At 36.1% G+C, this 22,664-nt stretch carries 21 protein-coding genes; 14 read left to right on the top strand and 7 right to left on the bottom strand.

Going from position 1 to position 22,664, the window contains the following annotated elements; all coding sequences use genetic code 11:
* The first annotated feature begins 4 nt into the window (after positions 1 to 4).
* The 3 genes from P7V56_RS07355 to P7V56_RS07345 all read left to right on the top strand — a co-directional run bounded on the left by P7V56_RS07355 (position 5) and on the right by P7V56_RS07345 (position 2,492).
* Positions 5 to 385, top strand: coding sequence for a RidA family protein (locus P7V56_RS07355; RefSeq protein WP_171222498.1), 381 nt, complete (start codon positions 5 to 7; stop codon positions 383 to 385).
* 117 nt (positions 386 to 502) lie between these two features.
* Positions 503 to 1,948 (top strand): T9SS type A sorting domain-containing protein, encoded by a 1,446-nt coding sequence (locus P7V56_RS07350; RefSeq protein ID WP_171222497.1) that lies wholly within the window; start codon positions 503 to 505, stop codon positions 1,946 to 1,948.
* A gap of 154 nt (positions 1,949 to 2,102) precedes the next feature.
* Positions 2,103 to 2,492 carry a putative quinol monooxygenase gene (locus P7V56_RS07345; protein ID WP_171222496.1) on the top strand — a complete coding sequence of 130 codons (390 nt, stop codon included), beginning with the start codon at positions 2,103 to 2,105 and terminating at the stop codon, positions 2,490 to 2,492.
* Between the two features lie 55 nt (positions 2,493 to 2,547).
* Here the strand turns inward: P7V56_RS07345 and P7V56_RS07340 are convergent, their stop codons facing one another.
* The 4 genes from P7V56_RS07340 to P7V56_RS07325 form a co-directional block, all read right to left on the bottom strand.
* Positions 2,548 to 3,399 carry a BadF/BadG/BcrA/BcrD ATPase family protein gene (locus P7V56_RS07340; protein WP_171222495.1) on the bottom strand — a complete coding sequence of 284 codons (852 nt, stop codon included), beginning with the start codon at positions 3,397 to 3,399 and terminating at the stop codon, positions 2,548 to 2,550.
* A gap of 148 nt (positions 3,400 to 3,547) precedes the next feature.
* The gene (gap, locus tag P7V56_RS07335; RefSeq protein WP_171222494.1) at positions 3,548 to 4,558 is read right to left on the bottom strand and encodes a type I glyceraldehyde-3-phosphate dehydrogenase; all 1,011 of its coding nucleotides are present in this window, start codon (positions 4,556 to 4,558) and stop codon (positions 3,548 to 3,550) included.
* Between the two features lie 90 nt (positions 4,559 to 4,648).
* Positions 4,649 to 5,635 carry a 6-phosphofructokinase gene (gene pfkA, locus P7V56_RS07330; RefSeq protein ID WP_171222493.1) on the bottom strand — a complete coding sequence of 329 codons (987 nt, stop codon included), beginning with the start codon at positions 5,633 to 5,635 and terminating at the stop codon, positions 4,649 to 4,651.
* A 131-nt stretch (positions 5,636 to 5,766) separates the two neighbouring features.
* Positions 5,767 to 10,305, bottom strand: coding sequence for a translocation/assembly module TamB domain-containing protein (locus P7V56_RS07325; RefSeq protein WP_240976638.1), 4,539 nt, complete (start codon positions 10,303 to 10,305; stop codon positions 5,767 to 5,769).
* Positions 10,306 to 10,403: 98 nt separating this feature from the next.
* Between P7V56_RS07325 and tsaD the strand changes: the two genes are divergently transcribed.
* The 7 genes from tsaD to P7V56_RS07290 all read left to right on the top strand — a co-directional run bounded on the left by tsaD (position 10,404) and on the right by P7V56_RS07290 (position 16,850).
* Positions 10,404 to 11,426, top strand: a complete 1,023-nt coding sequence (gene tsaD, locus P7V56_RS07320; protein ID WP_171222492.1) for a tRNA (adenosine(37)-N6)-threonylcarbamoyltransferase complex transferase subunit TsaD — start codon at positions 10,404 to 10,406, stop codon at positions 11,424 to 11,426.
* A gap of 3 nt (positions 11,427 to 11,429) precedes the next feature.
* Positions 11,430 to 12,137 carry a 16S rRNA (uracil(1498)-N(3))-methyltransferase gene (locus P7V56_RS07315; RefSeq protein ID WP_171222491.1) on the top strand — a complete coding sequence of 236 codons (708 nt, stop codon included), beginning with the start codon at positions 11,430 to 11,432 and terminating at the stop codon, positions 12,135 to 12,137.
* A 26-nt stretch (positions 12,138 to 12,163) separates the two neighbouring features.
* Positions 12,164 to 12,802, top strand: coding sequence for a DUF4159 domain-containing protein (locus P7V56_RS07310; RefSeq protein WP_171222490.1), 639 nt, complete (start codon positions 12,164 to 12,166; stop codon positions 12,800 to 12,802).
* A gap of 162 nt (positions 12,803 to 12,964) precedes the next feature.
* Positions 12,965 to 13,918 (top strand): zinc metalloprotease, encoded by a 954-nt coding sequence (locus P7V56_RS07305; RefSeq protein ID WP_171222489.1) that lies wholly within the window; start codon positions 12,965 to 12,967, stop codon positions 13,916 to 13,918.
* Positions 13,919 to 14,004: 86 nt separating this feature from the next.
* The gene (locus tag P7V56_RS07300) at positions 14,005 to 15,096 is read left to right on the top strand and encodes an AI-2E family transporter (RefSeq protein WP_171222488.1); all 1,092 of its coding nucleotides are present in this window, start codon (positions 14,005 to 14,007) and stop codon (positions 15,094 to 15,096) included.
* A gap of 1 nt (position 15,097) precedes the next feature.
* Positions 15,098 to 16,276 carry a THUMP-like domain-containing protein gene (locus P7V56_RS07295; protein WP_171222487.1) on the top strand — a complete coding sequence of 393 codons (1,179 nt, stop codon included), beginning with the start codon at positions 15,098 to 15,100 and terminating at the stop codon, positions 16,274 to 16,276.
* A 4-nt stretch (positions 16,277 to 16,280) separates the two neighbouring features.
* A complete protein-coding gene (locus P7V56_RS07290; RefSeq protein WP_171222486.1) occupies positions 16,281 to 16,850 on the top strand; it encodes a hypothetical protein in 570 nt (189 codons plus the stop codon).
* Here P7V56_RS07290 and P7V56_RS07285 read toward each other — a convergent pair.
* Genes P7V56_RS07285 through P7V56_RS07275 form a run of 3 tightly spaced genes read right to left on the bottom strand, consistent with a single transcriptional unit; the run spans position 16,847 to position 19,145 of the window.
* Positions 16,847 to 17,506 (bottom strand): M15 family metallopeptidase, encoded by a 660-nt coding sequence (locus P7V56_RS07285; protein WP_171222485.1) that lies wholly within the window; start codon positions 17,504 to 17,506, stop codon positions 16,847 to 16,849. The two genes, P7V56_RS07290 and P7V56_RS07285, sit on opposite strands and share 4 nt — an antisense overlap.
* 3 nt (positions 17,507 to 17,509) lie before the next feature.
* Complete coding sequence (locus tag P7V56_RS07280; protein WP_171222484.1) at positions 17,510 to 18,814, bottom strand: NAD(P)/FAD-dependent oxidoreductase; 1,305 nt, start codon at positions 18,812 to 18,814, stop codon at positions 17,510 to 17,512.
* A 10-nt stretch (positions 18,815 to 18,824) separates the two neighbouring features.
* Positions 18,825 to 19,145: a rhodanese-like domain-containing protein gene (locus P7V56_RS07275; RefSeq protein WP_171222483.1), complete on the bottom strand. Its 321-nt coding sequence runs from the start codon at positions 19,143 to 19,145 to the stop codon at positions 18,825 to 18,827.
* Between the two features lie 167 nt (positions 19,146 to 19,312).
* Between P7V56_RS07275 and P7V56_RS07270 the strand changes: the two genes are divergently transcribed.
* The 4 genes from P7V56_RS07270 to P7V56_RS07255 all read left to right on the top strand — a co-directional run bounded on the left by P7V56_RS07270 (position 19,313) and on the right by P7V56_RS07255 (position 22,658).
* Complete coding sequence (locus P7V56_RS07270; RefSeq protein WP_171222482.1) at positions 19,313 to 19,771, top strand: MarR family winged helix-turn-helix transcriptional regulator; 459 nt, start codon at positions 19,313 to 19,315, stop codon at positions 19,769 to 19,771.
* A gap of 8 nt (positions 19,772 to 19,779) precedes the next feature.
* Complete coding sequence (locus P7V56_RS07265) at positions 19,780 to 20,412, top strand: NAD(P)H-dependent oxidoreductase (protein ID WP_171222481.1); 633 nt, start codon at positions 19,780 to 19,782, stop codon at positions 20,410 to 20,412.
* A 23-nt stretch (positions 20,413 to 20,435) separates the two neighbouring features.
* A complete protein-coding gene (locus P7V56_RS07260) occupies positions 20,436 to 21,002 on the top strand; it encodes a YceI family protein (protein WP_171222480.1) in 567 nt (188 codons plus the stop codon).
* 261 nt (positions 21,003 to 21,263) lie between these two features.
* Positions 21,264 to 22,658 (top strand): anthranilate synthase component I family protein, encoded by a 1,395-nt coding sequence (locus P7V56_RS07255; RefSeq protein ID WP_171222479.1) that lies wholly within the window; start codon positions 21,264 to 21,266, stop codon positions 22,656 to 22,658.
* Positions 22,659 to 22,664: the final 6 nt, after the last annotated feature.

Here is a 22,664-nt window from a genome sequence, read left to right as displayed (position 1 = left end):
TATCATGAAAAAAATAATCTTTACAGACAAAGCGCCGGCGCCCATTGGACCTTATAACCAAGCGGTTTTGGTGGGTAATACCCTTTACACTTCGGGACAAATTGCTTTGCATCCGAATACTATGGAATTGGTTTTAGACGATATTGAAACCGAAACCAAACAAGTCATGGAAAACATGAAAGCAGTTCTTGAAGCCGCTGATATGACTTTTGATAACGTAGTAAAAACAACCATTTTCATCATGAATATGGGTGACTTTGCGCGAATCAATACTGTTTACGGTAGTTACTTTGACGAAGCCACTGCTCCGGCCAGAGAAACGGTTCAAGTAGCTTGTTTACCCAAAAATGTCAATGTCGAAATTTCGATGATTGCGGTGAAATAGTTTACAGTTTTATAAAATAATAAATCCTTTATTGTCATACAGTAAAGGATTTTTTTTATATTTATGTCATGTACGCACTATTAATTCACATTAATCTTGTCCTCTAACTCAATCTTTATGAAAAATATTAGCCTTTTATTTCTGCTTTGGTTTTTCAGTGGCTATTCACAATATCAATCGCTTAGTGTAGATACTAGTTTTGGAACGAATGGGATCGTGGAAACCAATTTAGGTTTTTACTCTACTTACATTTTAACCCAAGTTGTTCAAAATGATGGCAAAATTATAGTTGGTGGTCGCAGAGCAGAAACCTATCAAGGAGCTACGGATAAAGGATTTATTGTGCGCTATAACACCAACGGAACCTTAGATTCAACCTTTGGAAGTAACGGAGTTATCCTGATGGACAAACCTGTTCAAAAGATACTACTTAATCCGAGTAATAAATTAATTGTCTCATTTAATGATGTAATCATAAACCAATACAATAACGATGGCAGTATTGATACTAGTTTTGGCAATAACGGTAGCCTTGTTACCTATTCCAATACTCAGCCTGGTATTAACGGACGTGGGTGCAACATCGCTGTTCAAGATGACGGAAAAATCATTGCCGCCATTTATGTGTCAATGTTCACTGAAAACTCTCGAATAAACGTTAAAAGATTTCTTCCTAATGGTCAAATTGATACCTCGTTTAACACCAACAATACTTTAATTGGTGAAAATAATTGTCGTAATAATCCCAGTAGTATATATATTCAACCTGATGGAAGAATCATCATTGGTATTATGGTTTATCATTATGCCTCATTTTATTGGGAAACCCCTAAAGTGGTGCGCTTTAGTACCGATGGTATTCCGGAACCCATTGAAATTAATCCGGACAGTACAAAAGGCGGCACTTTTTTAGGGATGCAAAGTGACGGCAAACTTTTGTTGCATGTGACTTATTTAGGCTATCCAAGTTACACAAAAAAAGTGTATCGTTACAATCCCGATTTTACACAAGACACTACCTATGGCTCTAACGGGTTTGCCAATTTTTTTGGCAATACAGTTAGTTTACAACCCGATGACAAACCATTAGCATTAATTACAATCAATAATTCAACTGTGCCATATTTAAAGTTTACACGCACACTAACTACAGGGCAACCCGATTTAAATTTTGCCAATAACGGAGAGCAATTTTTATCAAATTATGATAATCGATATGGAGACCAAATAAGTTTAATCAATAATGGTGTTGTAATCTCCGGGACAAATGACACACAATTGCGTAACATCATATTTGTTTCCAAATTTAACTACGGAAATGCATTAGAAAATGCTAATTATGACATTAATAAAATAAAACTATACCCTAATCCGGCAAAAGACTTCATCACATTTGAAAATGTAGAAACGGGAACTCCAATAAAAATCACCGACATAAACGGAAGGATAATAAACGAATCACCGTTGTCCGAAAACAAAAAAATAAATGTTGAAAATTTGGCCAAAGGATTATATATTGTTAAAATTGACAATCTTGAAAGTATCAAATTCATAAAAGAATAGCCTTAGGATAGTATCAATAATCATAAATTACAGTCTGAGATTAATCATAACAATATTTAGTAAATCCTTTAGGGTGAAAGCTTTAAAGGGTTTTTATTTGTATTCAATATATATCAATTGCATACCTTTACCGTATAACCAAAAATGCAACTTTATGAAAACAATAAAAAAAGCATTCCCGTTTGTTGTTCTGTTTGCAGCATTCCTTTGTCTGAGTTGGAATACAGAATCAACACTGACTTCAAAAAACACTATTGTTTTGGTCAAATATAAAACCCAACCCGACAAAAGTGCTGAAGCCATTAATAACTTAACTACTCTGATTGAGCAAGTTAAAAAAGAACCGAATTTTGTGAGTATCAAACTCCACGTTGACCCAAAAGATCCAACGAATATTTTGCTTTATGAAGAATGGCAAGATGCTGCTTACTATGGAAACGAGCATATGAAAACACCGCATTTACAAGAATTTATTACCAATGCCCGAAACTTTTTAGCCGGTCCGCCTGAGATTTCTTTATGGCAAATAGAAAAAGAGTTCTAACAATAATAAATTTGATTTAAAATAAAAAATCCCGACAGCATCGGGATTTTAATCTCTATTTATTCAAAATATGGTAAGCAATCAAACCATCAATTGGTCTTCGGAGTACGTTGCCTATTTTAATGTCGTATTTGGCTAAAATCTGCTCCAATTCGTCTTTCAAATAAAACGCAATAGAACCTACGAAATGCACCGGAACTTCTCTGCAATTGTCAAATTGCATGATATAGTTTTTGGCGAATGATTTCAATTCTTTTTTTATGATTTTTTTGCAAAACGGATTGTCTTTGTGCTTGATAATAAACTTAGCAAAAGTCGCTAAGTAAGCATTAGGATTGTCTTCTTTGTACAAATTAGCTTTGATATAATCAGCGTCAAGGTTGTATTCATCTTCGAATTCTTTGGCCAAATCTTCGGGCATATTATTGAAGTAATGTCCACGGATTAAATGTCTTCCAAAACGATTTCCGGAGCCGTCATCCATCACTATATACCCTAACGATTGCACTTTTTGGTGCAACACTTTACCGTCAAAATAACTGCAATTAGAACCGGTTCCTAAGATGCAAACAATAGCTTTCTCGTCTTTTGGTGTTGTGGCATAAACGGCCGCATAAGTATCTTCATGAACTGAAACCACCGCATTTCTGAAATATTCTTCAAACACTTTGGTCAGGAAAATTTTCATTCTGTCGGTACCGCAACCGGCTCCGTAAAAGAACAGGTGTGAGGCTTTATCTTTATTGTGTTCGATATCGAATTTATCATTAAGTCTTTCGATAATAGCATCTTTATCTAATACCTCAGGGTTCAGACCTAAAGTTTGTGTGGTGAAAAGCACCTTTCCGTTGTCATCAATTGCAATCCAATCGGCTTTGGTAGAACCACTGTCAACTAATAATTTCATAATTAATTAGGAATTACGAATTAGGAATTACGAATTTGAACGGGAGTCCAAATGATAAAACTTAATTCTCTTTATTATTTCGGTTTGGTTGTTTGTTAGGTATAAAAAATCCCGATACCGACAAAGATAACGGGATTTTTTCTATTTATTATTTTAAACCTGCGATGTGAACTGATAAATCAATTAATTTACTTGAATAACCATATTCGTTATCGTACCAAGAAACCAATTTGAAGAAGGTTGAGTTCAAACCAATTCCAGCTTTAGCATCGATAATTGATGTTCTTGAATCGCCGACAAAGTCCTGAGATACAACGTCATCTTCTGTAAATCCTAAAATTCCTTTTAATTCGTTTTCAGAGGCTTTTTTCAATACCGCCATGATTTCTTCATAAGAGGTTTCTTTAGCCACTTTTACCGTTAAATCCACTACAGAAACGTCAACAGTTGGCACACGGAAAGACATTCCGGTTAATTTTCCGTTCAATGCAGGAATTACTTTTCCAACTGCTTTAGCCGCACCTGTAGAAGATGGAATAATATTTACACTGGCAGCACGTCCGCCTCTCCAGTCTTTTCTTGATGGTCCGTCAGCCGTCATTTGTGTTGATGTTGTGGCGTGAACCGTAGTCATCAAACCTTCAACTATGCCGAAATTATCGTTGATTACTTTGGCCAATGGTGCTAAACAGTTGGTAGTACAAGAAGCATTGGAAACTACTAAATCAGTGGCTTTTGCTTCAGCGTGATTTACACCCATTACAAACATTGGAGCATCAGCAGAAGGTGCTGAAATCACCACTTTTTTGGCTCCACCATCAATGTGGGCTTTTGCAGTTTCAACTGTAGTGAAGAAACCTGTACACTCTGCTACTACATCTACATCAACATCCTTGTCATCCCATTGGATTAATTTCGGATCTCTTTCTGCTGTAACTCTGATGAATTTATCATTTACATATAGTTTACCGTCTTTAACTTCTACTTTTCCGTTAAAACGACCGTGAACTGAGTCATATTTTAATAAATAAGCCAAATGGTCTACATCTAATAAATCGTTGATGGCTACTACTTCTACATTATCTCTATTAAAAGTTTCTCTAAAAACAATTCTTCCAATTCTTCCGAAACCGTTGATTCCTAATTTTACTTTTGACATTTTTTTTATTGTTAATTTGATTATTTGGTTATTTGGTTATTTGTTAAATTTTCGAATTACCGAATCAACAAATAACCGAACTTACTTTTTTTAAGTGGACATGATATCAGAAACTCTGAGCAATTCTCTATCTATTTCAGAATGACCTTTGATGGCTTGTTCCAAAGGTGTGAGTTCTATTTTATCGGCCAATACGCCAACCATGAAATTGGTTTTCCCTTCTAACAAAGATTCAACTGCTTTTACGCCCAATCTTGAGGCCAATACTCTGTCATAGCAAGATGGTGAACCACCGCGTTGCATGTGACCTAAAACCGAAACCCTGATGTCGTATTCCGGTAAATGTTCTTCGATATAATCTTTGAGTTGGAATACATTTTTTCCCATTTTTTCTCCTTCGGCTACCACCACAATGCTGGAAGATTTTCCGGAAGCTTTACTTTTTTGAAGTGATTCTAATAGTCTGTCTAAACCTAAATCTTCTTCGGGAATCAAAATTTCTTCAGCTCCTGCTCCGATTCCGGCATTAAGTGCGATATGACCGGCATCTCTTCCCATCACTTCTACAAAAAACAATCGATTGTGGGAACTGGCCGTATCTCTGATTTTATCAATGCATTCAACCACGGTATTCAAAGCGGTATCGTATCCTAAAGTATGACTGGTACCAAAAATATCATTGTCAATAGTCCCCGGAATTCCCATTACCGGAAAACCATACTCTTCATTGAATACTTCGGCACCGGTAAACGAACCGTCACCGCCGATAACTACCAAAGCATCAACGCCCGCGCTTACTAAATTTTGATGGGCTTTTTGGCGACCTTCTTTGGTCATGAATTCTTTGGAACGCGCCGATTTTAAGATCGTTCCGCCTTTGTTTACAATATTGTTTACACTACGCGGACCCATTTCTTTAAAATCGCCTTCAATCATTCCTTGATAACCTCTGTAAATCCCTATACACTCTATGTTGTGATAGGCACATGTTCTGACAACAGAACGAATAGCAGCATTCATTCCCGGTGAATCACCACCTGAAGTTAAAACTCCAATCTTTTTTATGCTTTTAGACATTTTTATCGTATTAAAATGTAAAATTAGCAAAGACAAAGTAGTTTTTTGCTCATATTATTAATATATTAATAAAATGAGTGCAATTCAATCGTTTTCGTTGATAAGTTTTTTGGTGCGTTTTAAAGAAGTGACTAATCCTCGGTAGGAATTCCATCCTGATTTGGTTTGGGCTGGACTTTTTTAGGCTCTTTTTTATCCTCAGGTTTGGTAAATTGAATTCCTTCCGGCAAGTCAGAATCCTGGTCGGCATGGTTTTTTGTTTTTTGGGCTCTGTCTATTTTAGCATTCTTGAAAATCTTATTGATTAATTCTTTCATAGTGTCAAAATCAACTTCATAAGACATTCCTATTCCTTGGGTATACCCTATTCCTTGGCCGATATAAGTGATATCATTTTCTTTGTTGAATACACGTAAGTTTAATGTTCCGTCATCATTAACACGGTATTGAACTTCTACATCTCCGACAATAGCAGTTTCTGAAATACCACCAACCGGCACACCTACTTTTCCGTTCACGGTGATGCGTTCATTTATCTTGGACGATACATTAACATTAACTCTGGCATCGGTTTGTTGGCCGGTTTGCAATCGGTCTGCTACCACATATTCCGGGGCAAACGAAATTTTATCTCCATCACTTGAAAAGATGTCTTTAAAAAGGCTACTGGCTTTTTCGAATAGACTATTAGACAATTGGTTTTGATCAACACCTTCCTGACTCAAAAAGCTACCGGTTGATAAGAGATACAAAGCTTGGGTTTGGCGTTTATCTTTGTCGTCTAACTGGTACTGGATTTCTGATTTTAGCGAACTGCCAACCGTTGGGAAATTGATATTAAAATCCGGGTCCGGACTGGTTAAATTCCCTTTTACACCAATAACAACTTCAACATCCACTTTTTTATTAAAGGACGGATTATCAATAAGAAGAGCAGGATTAGCGCCGCCTGGCACACTATATACCGCTTCTAAATTCAAAATTGCGGCCATTGGATCACCCGACCAAATAATCGAACCTCCTTTTTTAACCGTGAATTCTTTTCCTATCAATCCGCCGTATTTAAAGTTATAAGAACCTTCCAAAGCGATGAAGTCTCCAAACATTTCAAACTTTCCTAAAGTATTGATTCTAAACAACAAAGTTCCATATCCTTTTCCTTTCATTCCGTGGCCCGAATCTCTGTCGAGTATTACTTCGATATCTGCATTCTTATTGATTTCAAAATTGAAATCCAATTCAAGTCCGTTGTACTTTTTATTTTGGGCTAGCTTGTCTTTTCCGTTTTTATTTTTTTCTGCTTGGGTTATGAAGTGGATAAAACTATTTTCTTCTACCGATTCCGCTTCATTGATAGGAATTTTAATGTCGGTTCCTTTGGCTGATTCCGCATTAACACTAATCATCAAATTCTCTGTTGGTCCTTTGATGGAAGCCGATCCATCCATAAAAGCTTTCCCGTAATAAGCCGCATCTTCAGTATCTTTGGTGTTTAAAGCCAGAAGTCGGTTAGAATTGATGGCCAAATCCAACTGCCAATCTCCAAATTGCTTGTGCTTGATAAAACCACTTAATGTTCCTTTAGTATCAAATGTCGTGTCGGTTATGGTAGTTTCTCTGATAATGAACTTATTCTCGGTGACGTCTACTATTGAATTATTTACAAATTGGTAATCCGTGTTCAAGTAAGGAATTTTCAAACCGGCTTCGTTGATGTACAATCGACCGTTGTAATCTAAACTATTGATGTTTCCGTCAATTCGGGCATTACCCGAGGCAAAACCTCTGATATTAGTAATCACCTCTCCGCCTATTTTACTCAAAATACCCAAATTGAATTTATCAAAACTCAAATCCACATCGAGGAATGTTTGATTGTCAATAATTTCAATATCCCCATCGGCATTGAAGGAATCAAAGTTTTCATTTTCTAAATTGGATACAATATGAAATTTACGCAGTGTTTCATCGCCTTCAATATTAAGATTCAAATTTCCTAACGGAATGGCGTTTACCGACAAACTATCTATCTTTAAACTCGAAGTTGGTTGGAAAACGGTGCTGCTTTGTTTGAAGTTGATTTTACCTGTCAAATTTCCGTCAAACCTAAATTTTTCTACATCGGGTGTGACTTTGTTCAAATTGACATTGTCAAAAGTGAGTTGCAAATCCTTGGATTGACTTTCTTTTATGAGTCCGATAAAATTGATACGCTGATTTTCGTGTGATAAGACTAAGTCTTCAAACGCAAAGTTTTTTAGTTTTTTATCAAAAACAATTTGGTTGCTTTCAGCCTCTTCTTTTTCGTTCAAATACCAGAGATAATCTTTGAATTGCAATTCTGATTTGTCAAATCCAACCACATTATTATTGTCCTTGTTAATCGTGTGGTAAAGATTGAGGTTGTAAAAATCAAGTCCGTTCTTGCCGCCTCTAAACTCAGTTCTAAAACGCAAAGTGTCTTTAGAAAAAGTATTAATCATGCTAAAATCTCTGATTTTATAATGCTTAGTCTTAATAGAATCCATTTGTACATAGGCGTTATACAAAGGGTTTTGGTTATCTACTTGTACCAAAATATTATCAAAAGTGTTATTGTATGCCGAAACTTTGGGCGAATTAAAATTGAGCGCAAACTGCTTAGTGTCAGAACCTATATTTCCTTTCAAAACAGTATTGGGAGCCAAAGTAATGTCGGGGTTGAAAATTTCGATAACCTTGCTATTGATCGCAAAATTGAATTTCAAGTATTGATTGGGCAAGACTTTATTGGGCTTGTAATTAGAATAAAAAGTACCTAAGGCGTTTTCTGTCATCTTCTGTACTTGATTGAATTTGTATTTTCCAATTACCGATCCTTCAATCGCGTCCGGTGAATTAATAGTAATGGTTCTTTCTCCTGTATTGTCAAAGTTGGAATTCATTTCAAGATAATCTAAGAAATAAATATCTTTTTTATTCTGATAGGAAGAATTGGTCAACAACAAATTCCCTTTTAAATTATCCATTGAATTTCCGGTGGCTTTGACTACTATATCACCTTTAAATACCGAAATAGAATCTTTAATAAAGTTTAGCTTCACCAAATTAGCATAGTCAATTTTGGCGTGAAAATCATATATTTTTTCCCTTTGAGACAAATCTACGGTTCCATTGAAATCCATGAATAAATTTGGATCATTGGCGATTACTTTTCCTTTAAACATAGGTTGTTTAAAAGAACCGTCTACAATAATGTTACTGTAGTCATAACCATTGTAACGTACTTGAAAAATATCTCCAACAAACGAGGTATTCAGGTATTTTTGGGTAAATCCTTTTCCGTCAACATCCAAATCCAGACTCACTCTACCTATAGATTTGTCGTTTATCATACTGCCTACATCAAAATTGTCTAAGATTACATAACCATTGTATTTGGCATTGTCAATATTATCTATATCAGTCATGTGCAAATCCGATTCAACTATACCCAGAGCAGTATTCATGACAAAATCGGCGTTGATGTATTTTTGCGTTACTTCTGCTTTGCCTACAAAATAAAACTGACCTAATTTTTGCAATGATGTAGGCAACTTTTTTCCAAGAATATTGGGAAGAAGTTTGGTTAAATCGGTGTAATTGGAAGTAATTTTATCAAAGTCGCCTTTCATGTAAAAAGCGCCCGGACTTCGGGGAAATAAGTTTTTAAAATTGACATCACCTTTAATGATGGAATTTTTATCGTCTTTGAGGTATAAATTGGTTGCGTAAAAATCGTTGAGCGTTCCTTTAACCTTTGTTTGGAGATTGAATATTTTATTCTTACCCAATTCAGCATAAAAATAACGAATGTCATTAGTAGAAAGTGTTGCTTTGTCGAGTTTTACATCAAACAATACTTTGTTATTAAAATCGCTGAAATCCTTATTTTCTCTACTGTAACTCAAAATTACTTTGCCTTCCAAATAAGATTCATCAGTTTTAAGCGTTAAATTTTCCAAGCTGATGTTTCTCTTGGTGTAACCAAAATCAGAAGTCAGGTTTCGCACCAATAAACCCCTGTGGTCTTTAAAAGCCATCTCAGCAATTCGGGCCGTTACATTGGGGCCTTTGATTTGAAATTTTTCAAGACGTGCATTTAATTGAGTGAAATCAACATCTTTAGGACTGGCCCGATTGTAATCGGTCATGGTGAAATGGGAATTTTTCACATACACATTAGCTGAAGTCATCAAAAACTTTCCGGAACCGGGTTTTCCGTCATCAAAAGCCGCTACAAACAAATCTAAGTTGGTGTCTTTCTCTTTTTTATAATTGACAATATTAAGCGTCAAATCGTCAAATCGCAAGTCGCCAAACTTTAATTTGCCATCCACCAGGTTTTTAAAATCTAAAATACTGGTTTTGATTCTTTTGGCATAAATCAAAGTATCTTGGTGATGGTCTAAAACCAAAACGGTTTTCAACTTTACGCCGCCAAAAAAAGTAATGGCGACTTCATCTATATTGATATTGGTCCCAAAATCCTTGTTGAGTTTATCAGTCGCATAATGGGCAATCTTGGTCTGTACAACCGGTAAGGAAAGCGCAATAGCCGTTAGTAGTAATAACAATAACAGCGCAACAATGGTGCGTATTATAATCTTTCTGACTTTCTTTAACTTGCTATTTTTTTTATTTTTTTCCAAATGGTGTGTGACTTAGGAAAGAAAATTACCTTTGCAAAAAATCATTATTTTTGATTTTCCGTAGGCTTGTCAAATATAAATCAAAATTTGTGCCTTTTATGCATACCGAAGAAGTTTTTATTCTGGCTATTGAAAGTTCCTGTGATGACACTGCAGCGGCTGTTTTGCGTAATGATAAAGTGTTGTCTAATGTTGTTGCCCGACAAAATATACACGAAGAATACGGTGGCGTTGTTCCCGAATTGGCTTCGCGTGCTCACCAACAAAATATTGTTCCCGTAATTGATGTTGCACTGAAAAAAGCCGGAATCAATAAAGAACAACTCTCAGCCATAGCTTTTACGCAAGGTCCGGGATTAATGGGTTCGCTCTTAGTAGGCTCGTCTTTCGCCAAATCTCTGGCCTTGGCATTAGATATTCCGTTGATTGCCGTAAATCACATGCATGCTCACATTTTGGCTCATTTTATTGATGAAGAAGGATTTGACAAACCTGTTTTTCCTTTTTTAGCACTGACCATTTCGGGCGGACATACCCAAATTGTGAAAGTAAATGACTATTTCCACATGGAAATCATAGGCGAAACCACGGATGATGCTGTTGGAGAAGCTTTTGATAAAACCGCAAAAATACTCGGTCTGCCCTATCCCGGCGGACCATTGATAGACCAATTTGCCAAAGAAGGCAACCCCAAAAAATATCCGTTTACCAAACCTAAAGTGGATGGCTTAGACTTCAGCTTCTCCGGATTGAAAACACAAATTTTGTATTTTGTTCAGAAAAATGTATTCAACAATCCTAATTTTATTGAAGAAAACAAACACGACATTTGTGCTTCAGTACAAAATGTAATTATCGAAATTTTGATGGACAAATTGCAATTGGCTGTAGCCGAAACCGGAATCAAGCAAATAGCCATTGGTGGCGGTGTTTCGGCCAATTCGGGAATCAGAACAACCTTGAAAGCGGCTGAGGCAAAATACGGTTGGAAAACTTTTATTCCGAAATTTGAATACACTACCGATAATGCCGCTATGATTGGCATTGTAGGTTACCAAAAATATTTACACGATAAGTTCACCGATTCAGCTGTCGTTTCAAAGGCGCGAATCGAATTCTAAACCATGCAATTATTCTACAATCCATCGATTAATGAAACGGCTACTTCTTTTGTTTTTGACAAAGAAGAAAGCAAACACATCATTAAAGTACTGCGTAAAAAAGAAGGTGATATTTTATTTGTAACAAACGGATTAGGATTTTTATTCAAAACCGAAATTACCATCGCTTCCGATAATAAATGTACGGTTAAAATCAACTCGTTTGAGCAACAAGAAAAACCGAAATTCCATTTGCATTTGGCTGTTGCACCGACCAAAATGAACGAACGCTATGAATGGTTTTTAGAAAAAGCCACTGAAATCGGCATACAAGAAATCACGCCGATTATTTGTGAACATTCGGAACGAAAAGTAATTAAAACCGATAGATTTCAGAAGATACTGGAAAGTGCGATGAAACAATCATTGCATTATTATTTGCCTAAATTAAACAACCCTATAACATTCAAAGACTTCCTTAAAAAAGAATACAAAGGGCAAAAATTCATTGCGCATTGCGAAGAAACCGATAAAAAATCATTGAAAAACGAAATAAAATCCAAAGAAAACATTATTATTCTAATTGGTCCGGAAGGTGATTTTTCTGTTAAAGAAATCCAATGGGCGCTTGAGCAAAACTATATTCCTGTATCTTTGGGTCAAACACGTTTGCGAACTGAAACAGCCGCTGTGGTAGCTTGTCACAGTGTAGTATTTAGCAATGAAAATTAATGATTAACGTTTCTGATTTTTGATATATGAAAAAAATAGGCTTCCTTTTATTATTGGTAACCTCATTGGGCTTTTCGCAAGAAATTGCTTTGCTAAAATACAATGGCGGTGGCGATTGGTATGCCAATCCTACTTCGTTACCCAATTTGATAAAATACGCCAATCAAACTATCAACACCAATATCAAAGCCAAACCTGCTACGGTTGAACCCGGAAGTCCTGATATTTTTGGTTATCCTTTTGTACACATGACCGGACATGGCAATGTGGTTTTTAGCGATGCTGAAATTGTGAATTTGAGAAATTATTTGCTATCCGGAGGTTTTTTGCATGCCGACGACAATTATGGAATGGATCAATACATTCGCAGAGAAATCAAAAGACTATTTCCTAATAATGATTTGGTTGAGATTCCGGCCAATCATCCCATTTTTCAAAAGCCTAATGTTTTTGCATCCGGATTGCCTAAAATCCATGAACATGACAACAAAAGACCACAAGCTTTTGGTATCTTTATTGAGAGTCGTTTGGTATTACTTTATACTTACGAATGCGACCTAGGCGACGGCTGGGAAGACGCTGAAGTGCATAACAACCCCAAAGAAGTTCGTGAGAAAGCCTTAAAAATGGGCGCTAATATTCTAAACTACATTTTCAACAATTAAAAATTTGTAGCTTATTTCTTTATTATAATAGGCAGCATATCCCCAAAACTTAAAAATTGATGTTGTTCATCGATTTGTTGAAAACTTCTATTGCTTTTTTTTCATATTAAATTCTTATTCTATAAAATTGCAGTAACTAATTAACCAAAATTTTAAATAATAATGAAAAAAATCTGTTTATCGTTAGCAGCTTTGCTATTGTTGTTTTCTTGTCAAGAGGATGATAAAGCAACAAACACTGAAGCAAGAGCCTCAAAAAGAGTTTGTGTCTCGCATGAAGTTTTAGAAAGACAATTACAAGAAAACCCTGAGTTGGCTTTGCGCATGAATCAAATTGAAGAATTTACCGAAAACGCTATGTTGCAAAACCGTTTGGTAAATGGTCAAATTCAAATTCCGGTTGTAGTAAATGTACTTTACAGAACTGCTGCAGAAAACATTTCCGATGCTCAAATTCAGTCTCAAATTGACGTGTTGAATGCTGATTTTAACGCCCAAAACTCAGATTACAACCAAGTTCCTGCTTTATTTTCAGGTGTAAAAGCTAATGTTGGAATTACTTTCGTTTTAGATCAAATCATCAGAAAATCTACTACTAAAACCTCTTGGGGAACCAGAGATGCTATGAAAAAATCTAAAAGCGGCGGAATCAATCCAACTTCTCCAACTACTAAGTTAAACTTCTGGGTTTGTACTATTGGTGGCGGAATTTTAGGTTATGCTCAATTCCCTGGTGGTTCATCAGCAACTGATGGTGTGGTTGTAGATTCTAAATATGTAGGTGTTACCAGCAATTCAGGCGCTGCCTATCCTTACAACTTAGGAAGAACAGCTACTCACGAAGTAGGTCACTGGATGAACTTACGTCACATTTGGGGTGATACAACTTGCGGAACTGACCAAGTTGCCGACACACCAACACACAATACTGCTAACTATGGGGTTCCAACTTATCCTCACTACAGTACTTGTTCTGGAACTCCGGTAGAAATGACTATGAACTACATGGACTATACAGATGACAGAGGAATGTACATGTTTACTTTAGGTCAAAAAGCAAGAATGGATGCTATCTTCCTTTCAGGAGGACCAAGATTCTCTTTCGCGCAGCCATAATAATTATTGAACATAAATTTGGAAAAACTCGTCTGGTTTGCTTAACTAGACGAGTTTTTTTTTACTTTTAGTCAAAATTATATACTATGGTAACTTCAAAAACAATTGCTCTCGGAATAGTCAAAGGAGTTGGAATTATTGTATTAACAGCCTTAGCTTTATATTTTTTATACCAAATACAAGCGGTGTTAATCTATTTAGTTGTTGCTTTTATTTTGACCTTAATCGGAAATCCGATTCTCGATTTTTTTAAAAGAAAACTCAAATTCAACCATATTGCTGCAACCATCGCTACATTGACCATTTTCATGCTTCTTATTTTTGGTTTACTATCCATGTTTATTCCGCTAATAACGGCACAAGGTGAAAACTTGTCTCTTTTAAATACCACAGAAATTGAAAAAAGCACGTTGGAATTAATCAATAAAATAGCGGCCTATTTAGACAGTCATGGCATAGATTCCTCTCGCCTTTTTAAAGAAGCCAATATTAGTTCTAAAATAAACTTCAGTTTTATCCCGGAACTGTTCAATAGCATTATCTTAACCATCAGCAGTTTTGGAATTGGTTTGGCCTCTGTTTTATTCATTACTTTCTTCTTTCTTAAAGACCGATTGTCATTCATTATTAGTGCCAAACATTTAATGCCCGATGCCCAGGAAGACAAAATCCTAAACTCATTACACCAAATCAATCATTTATTATCGCGCTATTTTATAGGGTTGCTACTCCAATTGTTTATTGTGTTTATTTTGTATATGATAGTGTTGCTTATTTTCGGAGTAGAAAATGCTATTCTTATCGCTTTTTTATGTGCTGTATTGAATATTGTTCCATACATAGGACCGCTGATTGCCTCTGTTGTAGCTGCTATTTTAACCATGTTAGGCAATTTAGGCGGAGATTTTCAAACCCAAATTTTACCGGTAACCATTTATGTAATGATTGGCTTTTGGATTGTACAATTAATCGACAACAATGTTTCTTCGCCGTTGATTTTCTCTAAAAGTGTGAGTTCTCATCCGTTGGAAATTTTTCTGGTCGTATTGATTACAGGCTTTCTTTTTGGCATAGTTGGGATGATTATTGCCATTCCTTTTTACACTATTCTTAAGGTTTTTGGCAAAGAATTCTTCCCCGAAAATAAAATTATCAAGCTTTTAACCAAAAACTTGTAGTATGGATCAATCCATATTGACTGAAGCAATTCAGGAATTCATTCGCAACAATATTGAAGCTGATGTCAATCATCTGGCTTTGCAAAAGCATCCATTTTCCAATACCGATTATACAGCTATTCTCAATCAAATTGCGGCGAAACAAAGGGCTAAAACCAAGTTGCCAACCTGGTTTAAAACATCGAACATTATTTATCCTTCCAAGATTTCGGTAGAACAAACTTCTTCTGAAAAAACAGCCGCTTACAAATCACAATTGGTTTCAGGAGATTTTTTAATGGATTTGAGCGGCGGCTTTGGTGTAGATGATTTTTATTTTGCCCAAAGAATAACCCAAGTCATCCATTGCGAAATCAACGACGAGCTTTCAGCCATGGTACAGCATAACTTTGCGCAGCTAAATATCACTAATATTCAATGCTTCTCGGGCGATAGTTATGATATTCTAGAGGCTCAAAAACCTAAACTCGATTGGATTTACATTGATCCATCTCGAAGAAGTGAAGCCAAAGGGAAGGTATTTATGCTGAAGGATTGTTTGCCGAATGTTCCTGAGAATCTCGATTTTTATTTTCAATTTGCGTCCAATATCATGATAAAAACCGCTCCGTTATTAGACCTAACTGCTGGTTTATCGGAATTGAAAAATGTGAAAGCCATACATATTGTAGCTTTAGAAAATGAAGTCAAAGAATTGCTTTGGGTATTGGAGAAAGGCTATAACGATAAAACCCAAATCATCACTGTCAATCTCTTAAAAACTAAAACGGAGGAATTCAGTTTTGAACTTTATTCCAATCATCAAGCCAACTTTAGTTTACCTCAAAAATACTTATACGAACCCAACGCCGCCATCATGAAATCGGGGGGATTTGAGATGGTTTCCGCTCAGTTTGGCCTGGCTAAATTACAGCAACATTCCCATTTGTATACTTCCGAAACGCTGATTGATTTTCCGGGACGTCGTTTTAAAATTGAGCAGCTCATAGGTTACAACAAAAACGAAATGAAAACATTTCTTGAAAATCAAAAAGCCAATATCACCACAAGAAATTTTCCCGATTCAGTGGAAAGCATTCGCAAAAAGTGGAAAATTAAAGACGGTGGAAATTTGTATTGTTTTTTTACAACCGATATAAATAACCATAAAATAGTTTTACTTTGCAGCAAATTACCATAAACTCATGAAGAATACGTTTTTTGCTTTATTTCTGTTCCTTAATTTAACTGCTTTTGCCCAAAAACCTTGCGAAATTGACAATGATATTAAAGATAGTTTGGGCACTTATAAATCGACCAAACAATACATTGTTTTTGAAAGAAGTTTTGCCGGAAACTCTACTGATATTTTTTTTGCTTTATCAAGCAACAATGGTGTTTTAGGTTTGGAAACTCAAATTTTACAACGCAGTCAGGATTTTATCAAAGCCCTTTGTTATGATGCTAATTCTAAAATTTATTTGCAATTAAATAACGGCAAAATTGTGACTTTATTCTACCCAGGAACCGAAACTTGCGGCAATTTACTCCGCGATGAAAAAAGTGGTAATAACAGAATTACCTCTGCTACATTTTATTTCACCAAAGAAAATTTTGAAGATTTAAAAACATCTCCCGTGACTTTTATGCGAATAAAATTTGCCGGAGAAGTGATTGATTATCCATTCAGAACCGCTTTTGTTTCGGAATTGGATCAGAAAGTCTATGAACCCGAAACTTACTTCATTGACTATTTGAAGTGTCTTGACAATTAATCTTCGCAGCGCCATTTTTGATTGGAAACTGCATCAGCAGAACTGTTAGTCAAATTATAATGCCACCATTCCGAATCAAAGGATTTAAAGTTGTGTCGGAGCATGATTTCTTTTAAAAACTTTCTATTGGCCAAGATTTCTTCGGAAAGATTAAGGTAATTGTGACTAGCTTCTTCGCCGAAAAAATCAAACTTTGTTCCCATATTCAATTCATTTCCGGCAGAATCTACCAAAGTAATATCAACTGCACCGCCTTTGTTGTGAATCGACCCTTTTTTCGGATTGGCTACATAAGTCGGATTCGGTACGATTTTCCACATTTTCTTTTGAATGGCTATTGGTCGGTAACAATCGTAAAGCTTAATACGGTAACCTTTGTCCAAAAACGCTTTGTTGGCTTCCAATAAAGATTTTACAGTCTTAACTCGCAAAAAACACTCGCCACACGGATAAACCTTTTCGTTTAAAAAATTATCGGTCGTGGCGTATTTCATATCAAATACAAAATCGTTGCTATAATTTTTGAGGTTGACAAAAGCATTGTCGTCGGTTTCCTTATTGATATCCAATAAAACCGGAGATTTCTTGGCATCGAGATAAGTTGATTTACAAGAAATCACCAAGAAAACCAGTAACAAGAAGAAGGTTTTTTTCATCGGCTATATCTCATCACTGGTAAACGTAGTAAAACTTCTTTTTTTATACGGACGCACAATCAGTCGGCCTTCGCGGTCAAAGCGAATGTAATTGTAAACCCAATTAGTAAAAACTACCGCTTTATTTTTGAAACCGATTAAGGAAAACAAATGCACAAACATCCAAACAAACCAAGCAAACACACCACTAAAATGATAACTTGGTAAATCAACTACGGCTAAGTTTCGTCCAATAGTGGCCATCGAACCTTTGTCGTTATATTCAAACGGCGTCATAATTCTGCCGCTGATTAGTTGAACCAAATTGTCTCCTAACAGCTTACCTTGTTGCATAGCCGGTTGTGCCATCATCGGATGACCTTGAGGAAATTCTTTGGTTTCCATTGAAGCGATATCGCCTATGGCAAAAATATTGTCATACCCTTTCACCTGATTGAATTCGTTTACCCTAATCCGCTCCACTTTTTCTACCAAAGATTTAGCATCCAATCCGCGAATGGCTGCGCCTTGTACTCCTGCGGTCCAAATTAATGTGGCAGTTTCAAAGGTCAAATCGGTGTTGGTGGTAATGGTTCTTCCATCGTAATTGGTCACGCGGACATTCTTCCAAACTTTCACGCCTAAATCGACTAAGAATTTCTCAGCAGCCACAGAAGATTTCTCACTCATGGTATTCAAAACTCTATCGCCGCTTTGGATTAAGTTGATTTCCATTTTTGAAATGTCTAAATCGGGGTAATCTTTTTGCAGGATGGCTTTTTTCATTTCGGCCAAAGCACCTGCCAGCTCTACTCCTGTTGGTCCGGCGCCGACTAAAACAAAATTGATTAACAGGTTTCTCTCAGCTTCGTCTTTCAATAAAACAGCTTGTTCAAAATTTTCCAAAATCAAACTGCGAATGTTCAACGATTGCGGAATTGTTTTCATCGACATCGAATTGCGTTCGATTTCTTTATTGCCAAAATAATTGGTTTTAGAACCGGTAGCAATAACCAAATAATCATAATGCAAATCGCCAATCTCGGAGATCACTTTTTGTTCTTTGGTATCAATTTCTTTTACTGATGTGAGGCGAAAATAAAAATCGGGGTATTCCTGAATCACTTTCCGAATAGGATAAGCAATCGAACCTGCTTCCAATCCGCCGGTGGCAACTTGGTATAACAAAGGCTGAAAAGTATGGTAATTGTGTTTGTCTAATAAAACAACTTGCACACTCTTGTTTCTCAGTTTTTTTGCCAAAGCAATCCCGGCAAAACCACCGCCTATGATGACAACACGGGGTTTATTTGAAGTTGGAATATTCATTTGTTACAAATTAACCTTCCGTTGAAAAAGCGACATCTCCTTTCCAATTCATAAAACCACCTTCAAGATTATAAGTGTTTTCAAAACCCATTTGGGTCATAATCTGACAAGCTTGTGCACTTCGGGCTCCGGCTTTACAGTACACATAGTAGTTTTTACTTTTGTCCAATTCGTCCAAAGCATAAATAAAACCTTGTCCTTTATAAATATCAATATTTATGGCCTTGGGAATAAAACCTTCACTGCATTCATCAGCCGTTCTCACGTCTAAAATTACAGCGTTCTGATCTCTGTCTAATTGCGCCTTCCAGTCTTGTTGTGATAAATCCATGATGTTATTTTTTTCAAAAATAATAAATTCTGAAGGGCAAATTCTAAATTTCAACATTTAATTAACTTAGAAGCTCAATATAATTTTAACAAAAAAATAACTAAACATTTGTATATACAAATAAAAAATGTTTTAAATTTGTACCTACAAATATTGTAAATGTAATTATGAAAATCGAAGAGATCATAAAATCGACAGTAGCCATGGATGACGCCAAGAAAGTTATCCTGAACATTATGTATACCCAAAATGTAATTAGCGAAAAGTTTAACGAAATTTTGAAACCTTATGATTTATCAGGAGAACAATACAATGTGCTGAGAATTTTACGCGGACAAAAAGGCAATCCGGCCAATATGTGTGTTATTCAAGAACGGATGATTGCGAAAAACAGTAACACTACCCGATTGATAGACAAACTATTGCTAAAAGATTTTGTGACACGAGAAGTTTGCCCGGACAACCGTAGAAAAATTGAAGTTTCAATTACCCAAAAAGGCCTGGCTGTTTTGACAGAATTAGACCCTAAAGTAAATGAACATGAGCAAATTTTTGCTGCCAATTTGAACCAAACAGAATTAGAACAACTAAATACATTATTAGAAAAATACAGAAAAATAAATTAAAAACAGCTATGAGTAACTTTATAAAAAATGCCAACTGGCGTTACGCCACTAAAAAATTTGATGCTACTAAAAAAGTGTCTGAAGAAGATTTAAATACCCTAAAAGAAGCCGTTCGCTTAAGCGCTTCTTCTTACGGACTGCAACCCTACAAAGTAATTTTTGTAGAAAATCCGGAAGTAAGAGCACAATTGCAACCTGTAGCTTGGGGACAATCTCAAATTACCGAAGCTTCGCACTTACTGGTATTTGCCAACATTACCGATTTTGGCGATGCTCAAATTGACGCACACATCAATAATATTGCTGTTACAAGAGGTTTACCCGCCGATGCTTTACAAGGCTACGGTGATTTTATGAAATCTAAAATTTTATCTCTCCCTGTAGAAAACAGAAACGTGTGGACTTCCAAACAAACCTACATCGCTTTGACAAATTTGTTGAATGCCGCAGCTGAATTAGGTATCGATGTTACTCCCATGGAAGGCTTTGAAGCAGATAAATTCAATGAAATTTTGGGATTAGAAGCTTTAGGATTAAACGCTTCACTGGTAGCAACCATTGGTTACCGTCATGCAGAAGATGCCACTCAAAACTACGCTAAAGTGCGTAAATCAAACGAAGAATTATTTATCAATTTATAATCTATAACTAAAATTAATTTACAATGAAAAATTTAAAAACAATCGCAATTGCCTTATTCGTTGCCTTAGGAACAACAGTAGCTAACGCTCAAACTAAAAAAATTGATGCTTCAAAAAGCACCATCAACTGGGTTGGTAAAAAAGTAACCGGAGAACACAGCGGAACTGTAAACTTTAAAGACGGGGCTTTGGTTTTCAAAGGAAAAAAAGTAAGCGGTGGTAGCTTTACTGTTGATATGACATCATTAACCGCTACCGATTTATCTGGAGAATGGAAAGAAAAACTAGACGGTCACTTAAAAGCTGATGACTTCTTTGGTACTGACAAATTTAAAACCGCTACTTTAAAATTCACTAAAATTGCCGATAAAGGAAATGGTGTTTATGGTGTTACCGCAGATTTAACCATCAAAGGAATTACCAATCCTGTATCTTTTGACTTGACTGTAAAAGGAAACACTGCCACTACTAATTTCAAAGTAGACAGAACCAAATATGGTATCAAATACAACTCTAAAAGCTTCTTCGAAAGTATCGGAGACAAAGCCATCTATGACGATTTCGAATTGGCTGTAAAATTACAGTTCTAATCAGGGAATTATTGTTATGAAATCAAAACCTCGAAAAAAATTTCGAGGTTTTTTTATTTTTTATGTTTGAAAATTAAAAACACTTAATTACATTTGCCTTATACAGAAAGAAAATGAATAACATTTTAAACAATACTTGGTGGTGGAATAGTTTACGTCGAACGTCGTGAAATAGTCTGCTACGAGTATATTTTAAAATCTAAATATCCGAAAAGGCTTGTCATTCACGACAAGCCTTTTTTTTATGCTAAAAAATGAACTATGAAAACCTATCAACTCCATACCAACTTCAAACAAATCCTGGCCGATACCATAACGCCGGTGAGTGTTTATTTGAAAATCAGAGACAAATTCCCCAACAGCATTTTGCTCGAAAGCAGCGACTATCACACGGCTGACAACAGTTTTTCGTATATCTGCTGCAATCCTATCGCTTCCATCAAATTGGAAAACAATTGCATTGTAAAGACTTTTCCCGATGGAACTTCAGAAACAATAGTTATTTCAATTGATACGAATGTGCCCAAAGCAATCGAAACATTCGCGTCGCAATTCCAACCCGAAAAAAACCATTTCAAATTCATCAATAATGGTTTGTTTGGTTATATCAGTTACGATGCCGTACAATATTTCGAAAAAATTGAGATTGTCAAAAAAGCAAATGATTTAGCGATTCCCGAATTGTTCTATGCCGTTTACCAAAATATCATTGCCATCAATCATTTCAAAAACGAAGCCTATATTTTTTGCCACAGTATCGACAATACCAATAATATCAAGGAAATAGAGCAATTATTGCAAACCAAAACCTTCGCCAGTTATAGTTTTACCAAAGAAGGCGAAGCCATTTCCAACTTAACCGACGAAGCATTTAAAGCCAATGTGACTTTAGCCAAAAAACACTGCCACCGCGGCGATGTGTTCCAATTAGTGTTGTCCCGAAGATTTTCGCAAGCGTTTAAAGGCGATGAGTTCAATGTTTATCGTGCTTTGCGCAACATCAATCCTTCGCCCTATTTGTTCTTTTTTGACTACGGGAATTTCAAAATTTTTGGGTCTTCGCCCGAAGCGCAACTCGTTATTAATAACAACCACGCCGAAATCCATCCAATCGCCGGAACTTTTAAAAGAACCGGGAACGACGAGCAAGATGCCGATTTGGCCAAAAAACTATCCGAAGACGCCAAAGAAATAAGCGAACATGTCATGTTGGTCGATTTAGCTCGAAATGATTTAAGCCGGAATTGTACCGAAGTCAAAGTCGAGAAATACAAAGAAGTCCAGTTCTTTTCACACGTGATTCACCTCGTTTCAAAAGTAACCGGAAAGTTAAGCGGAAGTGCGATGCAGTTGGTAGCGAATACGTTTCCTGCCGGCACTTTAAGCGGTGCTCCAAAACACAAAGCGATGCAATTGATAGAAAGTATTGAGAATACGAACCGAACGTTTTACGGCGGCGCGATTGGCTTTATGGACTTTGAAGGCAACTTTAATCACGCCATTATGATTCGGACATTTTTATCCAAAAACCACCAACTGCATTACCAAGCCGGCGCCGGAATTGTAGAGAGTTCGAGCGAAGAAAACGAAATGCAGGAAGTATACAACAAACTAAGAGCATTGAATAATGCTTTGGAATTAGCAGAAACCATTTAACTTTAC

This window comes from Flavobacterium sp. IMCC34852 (assembly GCF_030643905.1).
Lineage (GTDB): Bacteria > Bacteroidota > Bacteroidia > Flavobacteriales > Flavobacteriaceae > Flavobacterium > Flavobacterium rivulicola.
This window is presented reverse-complemented; position numbering and strand designations above follow the sequence as displayed.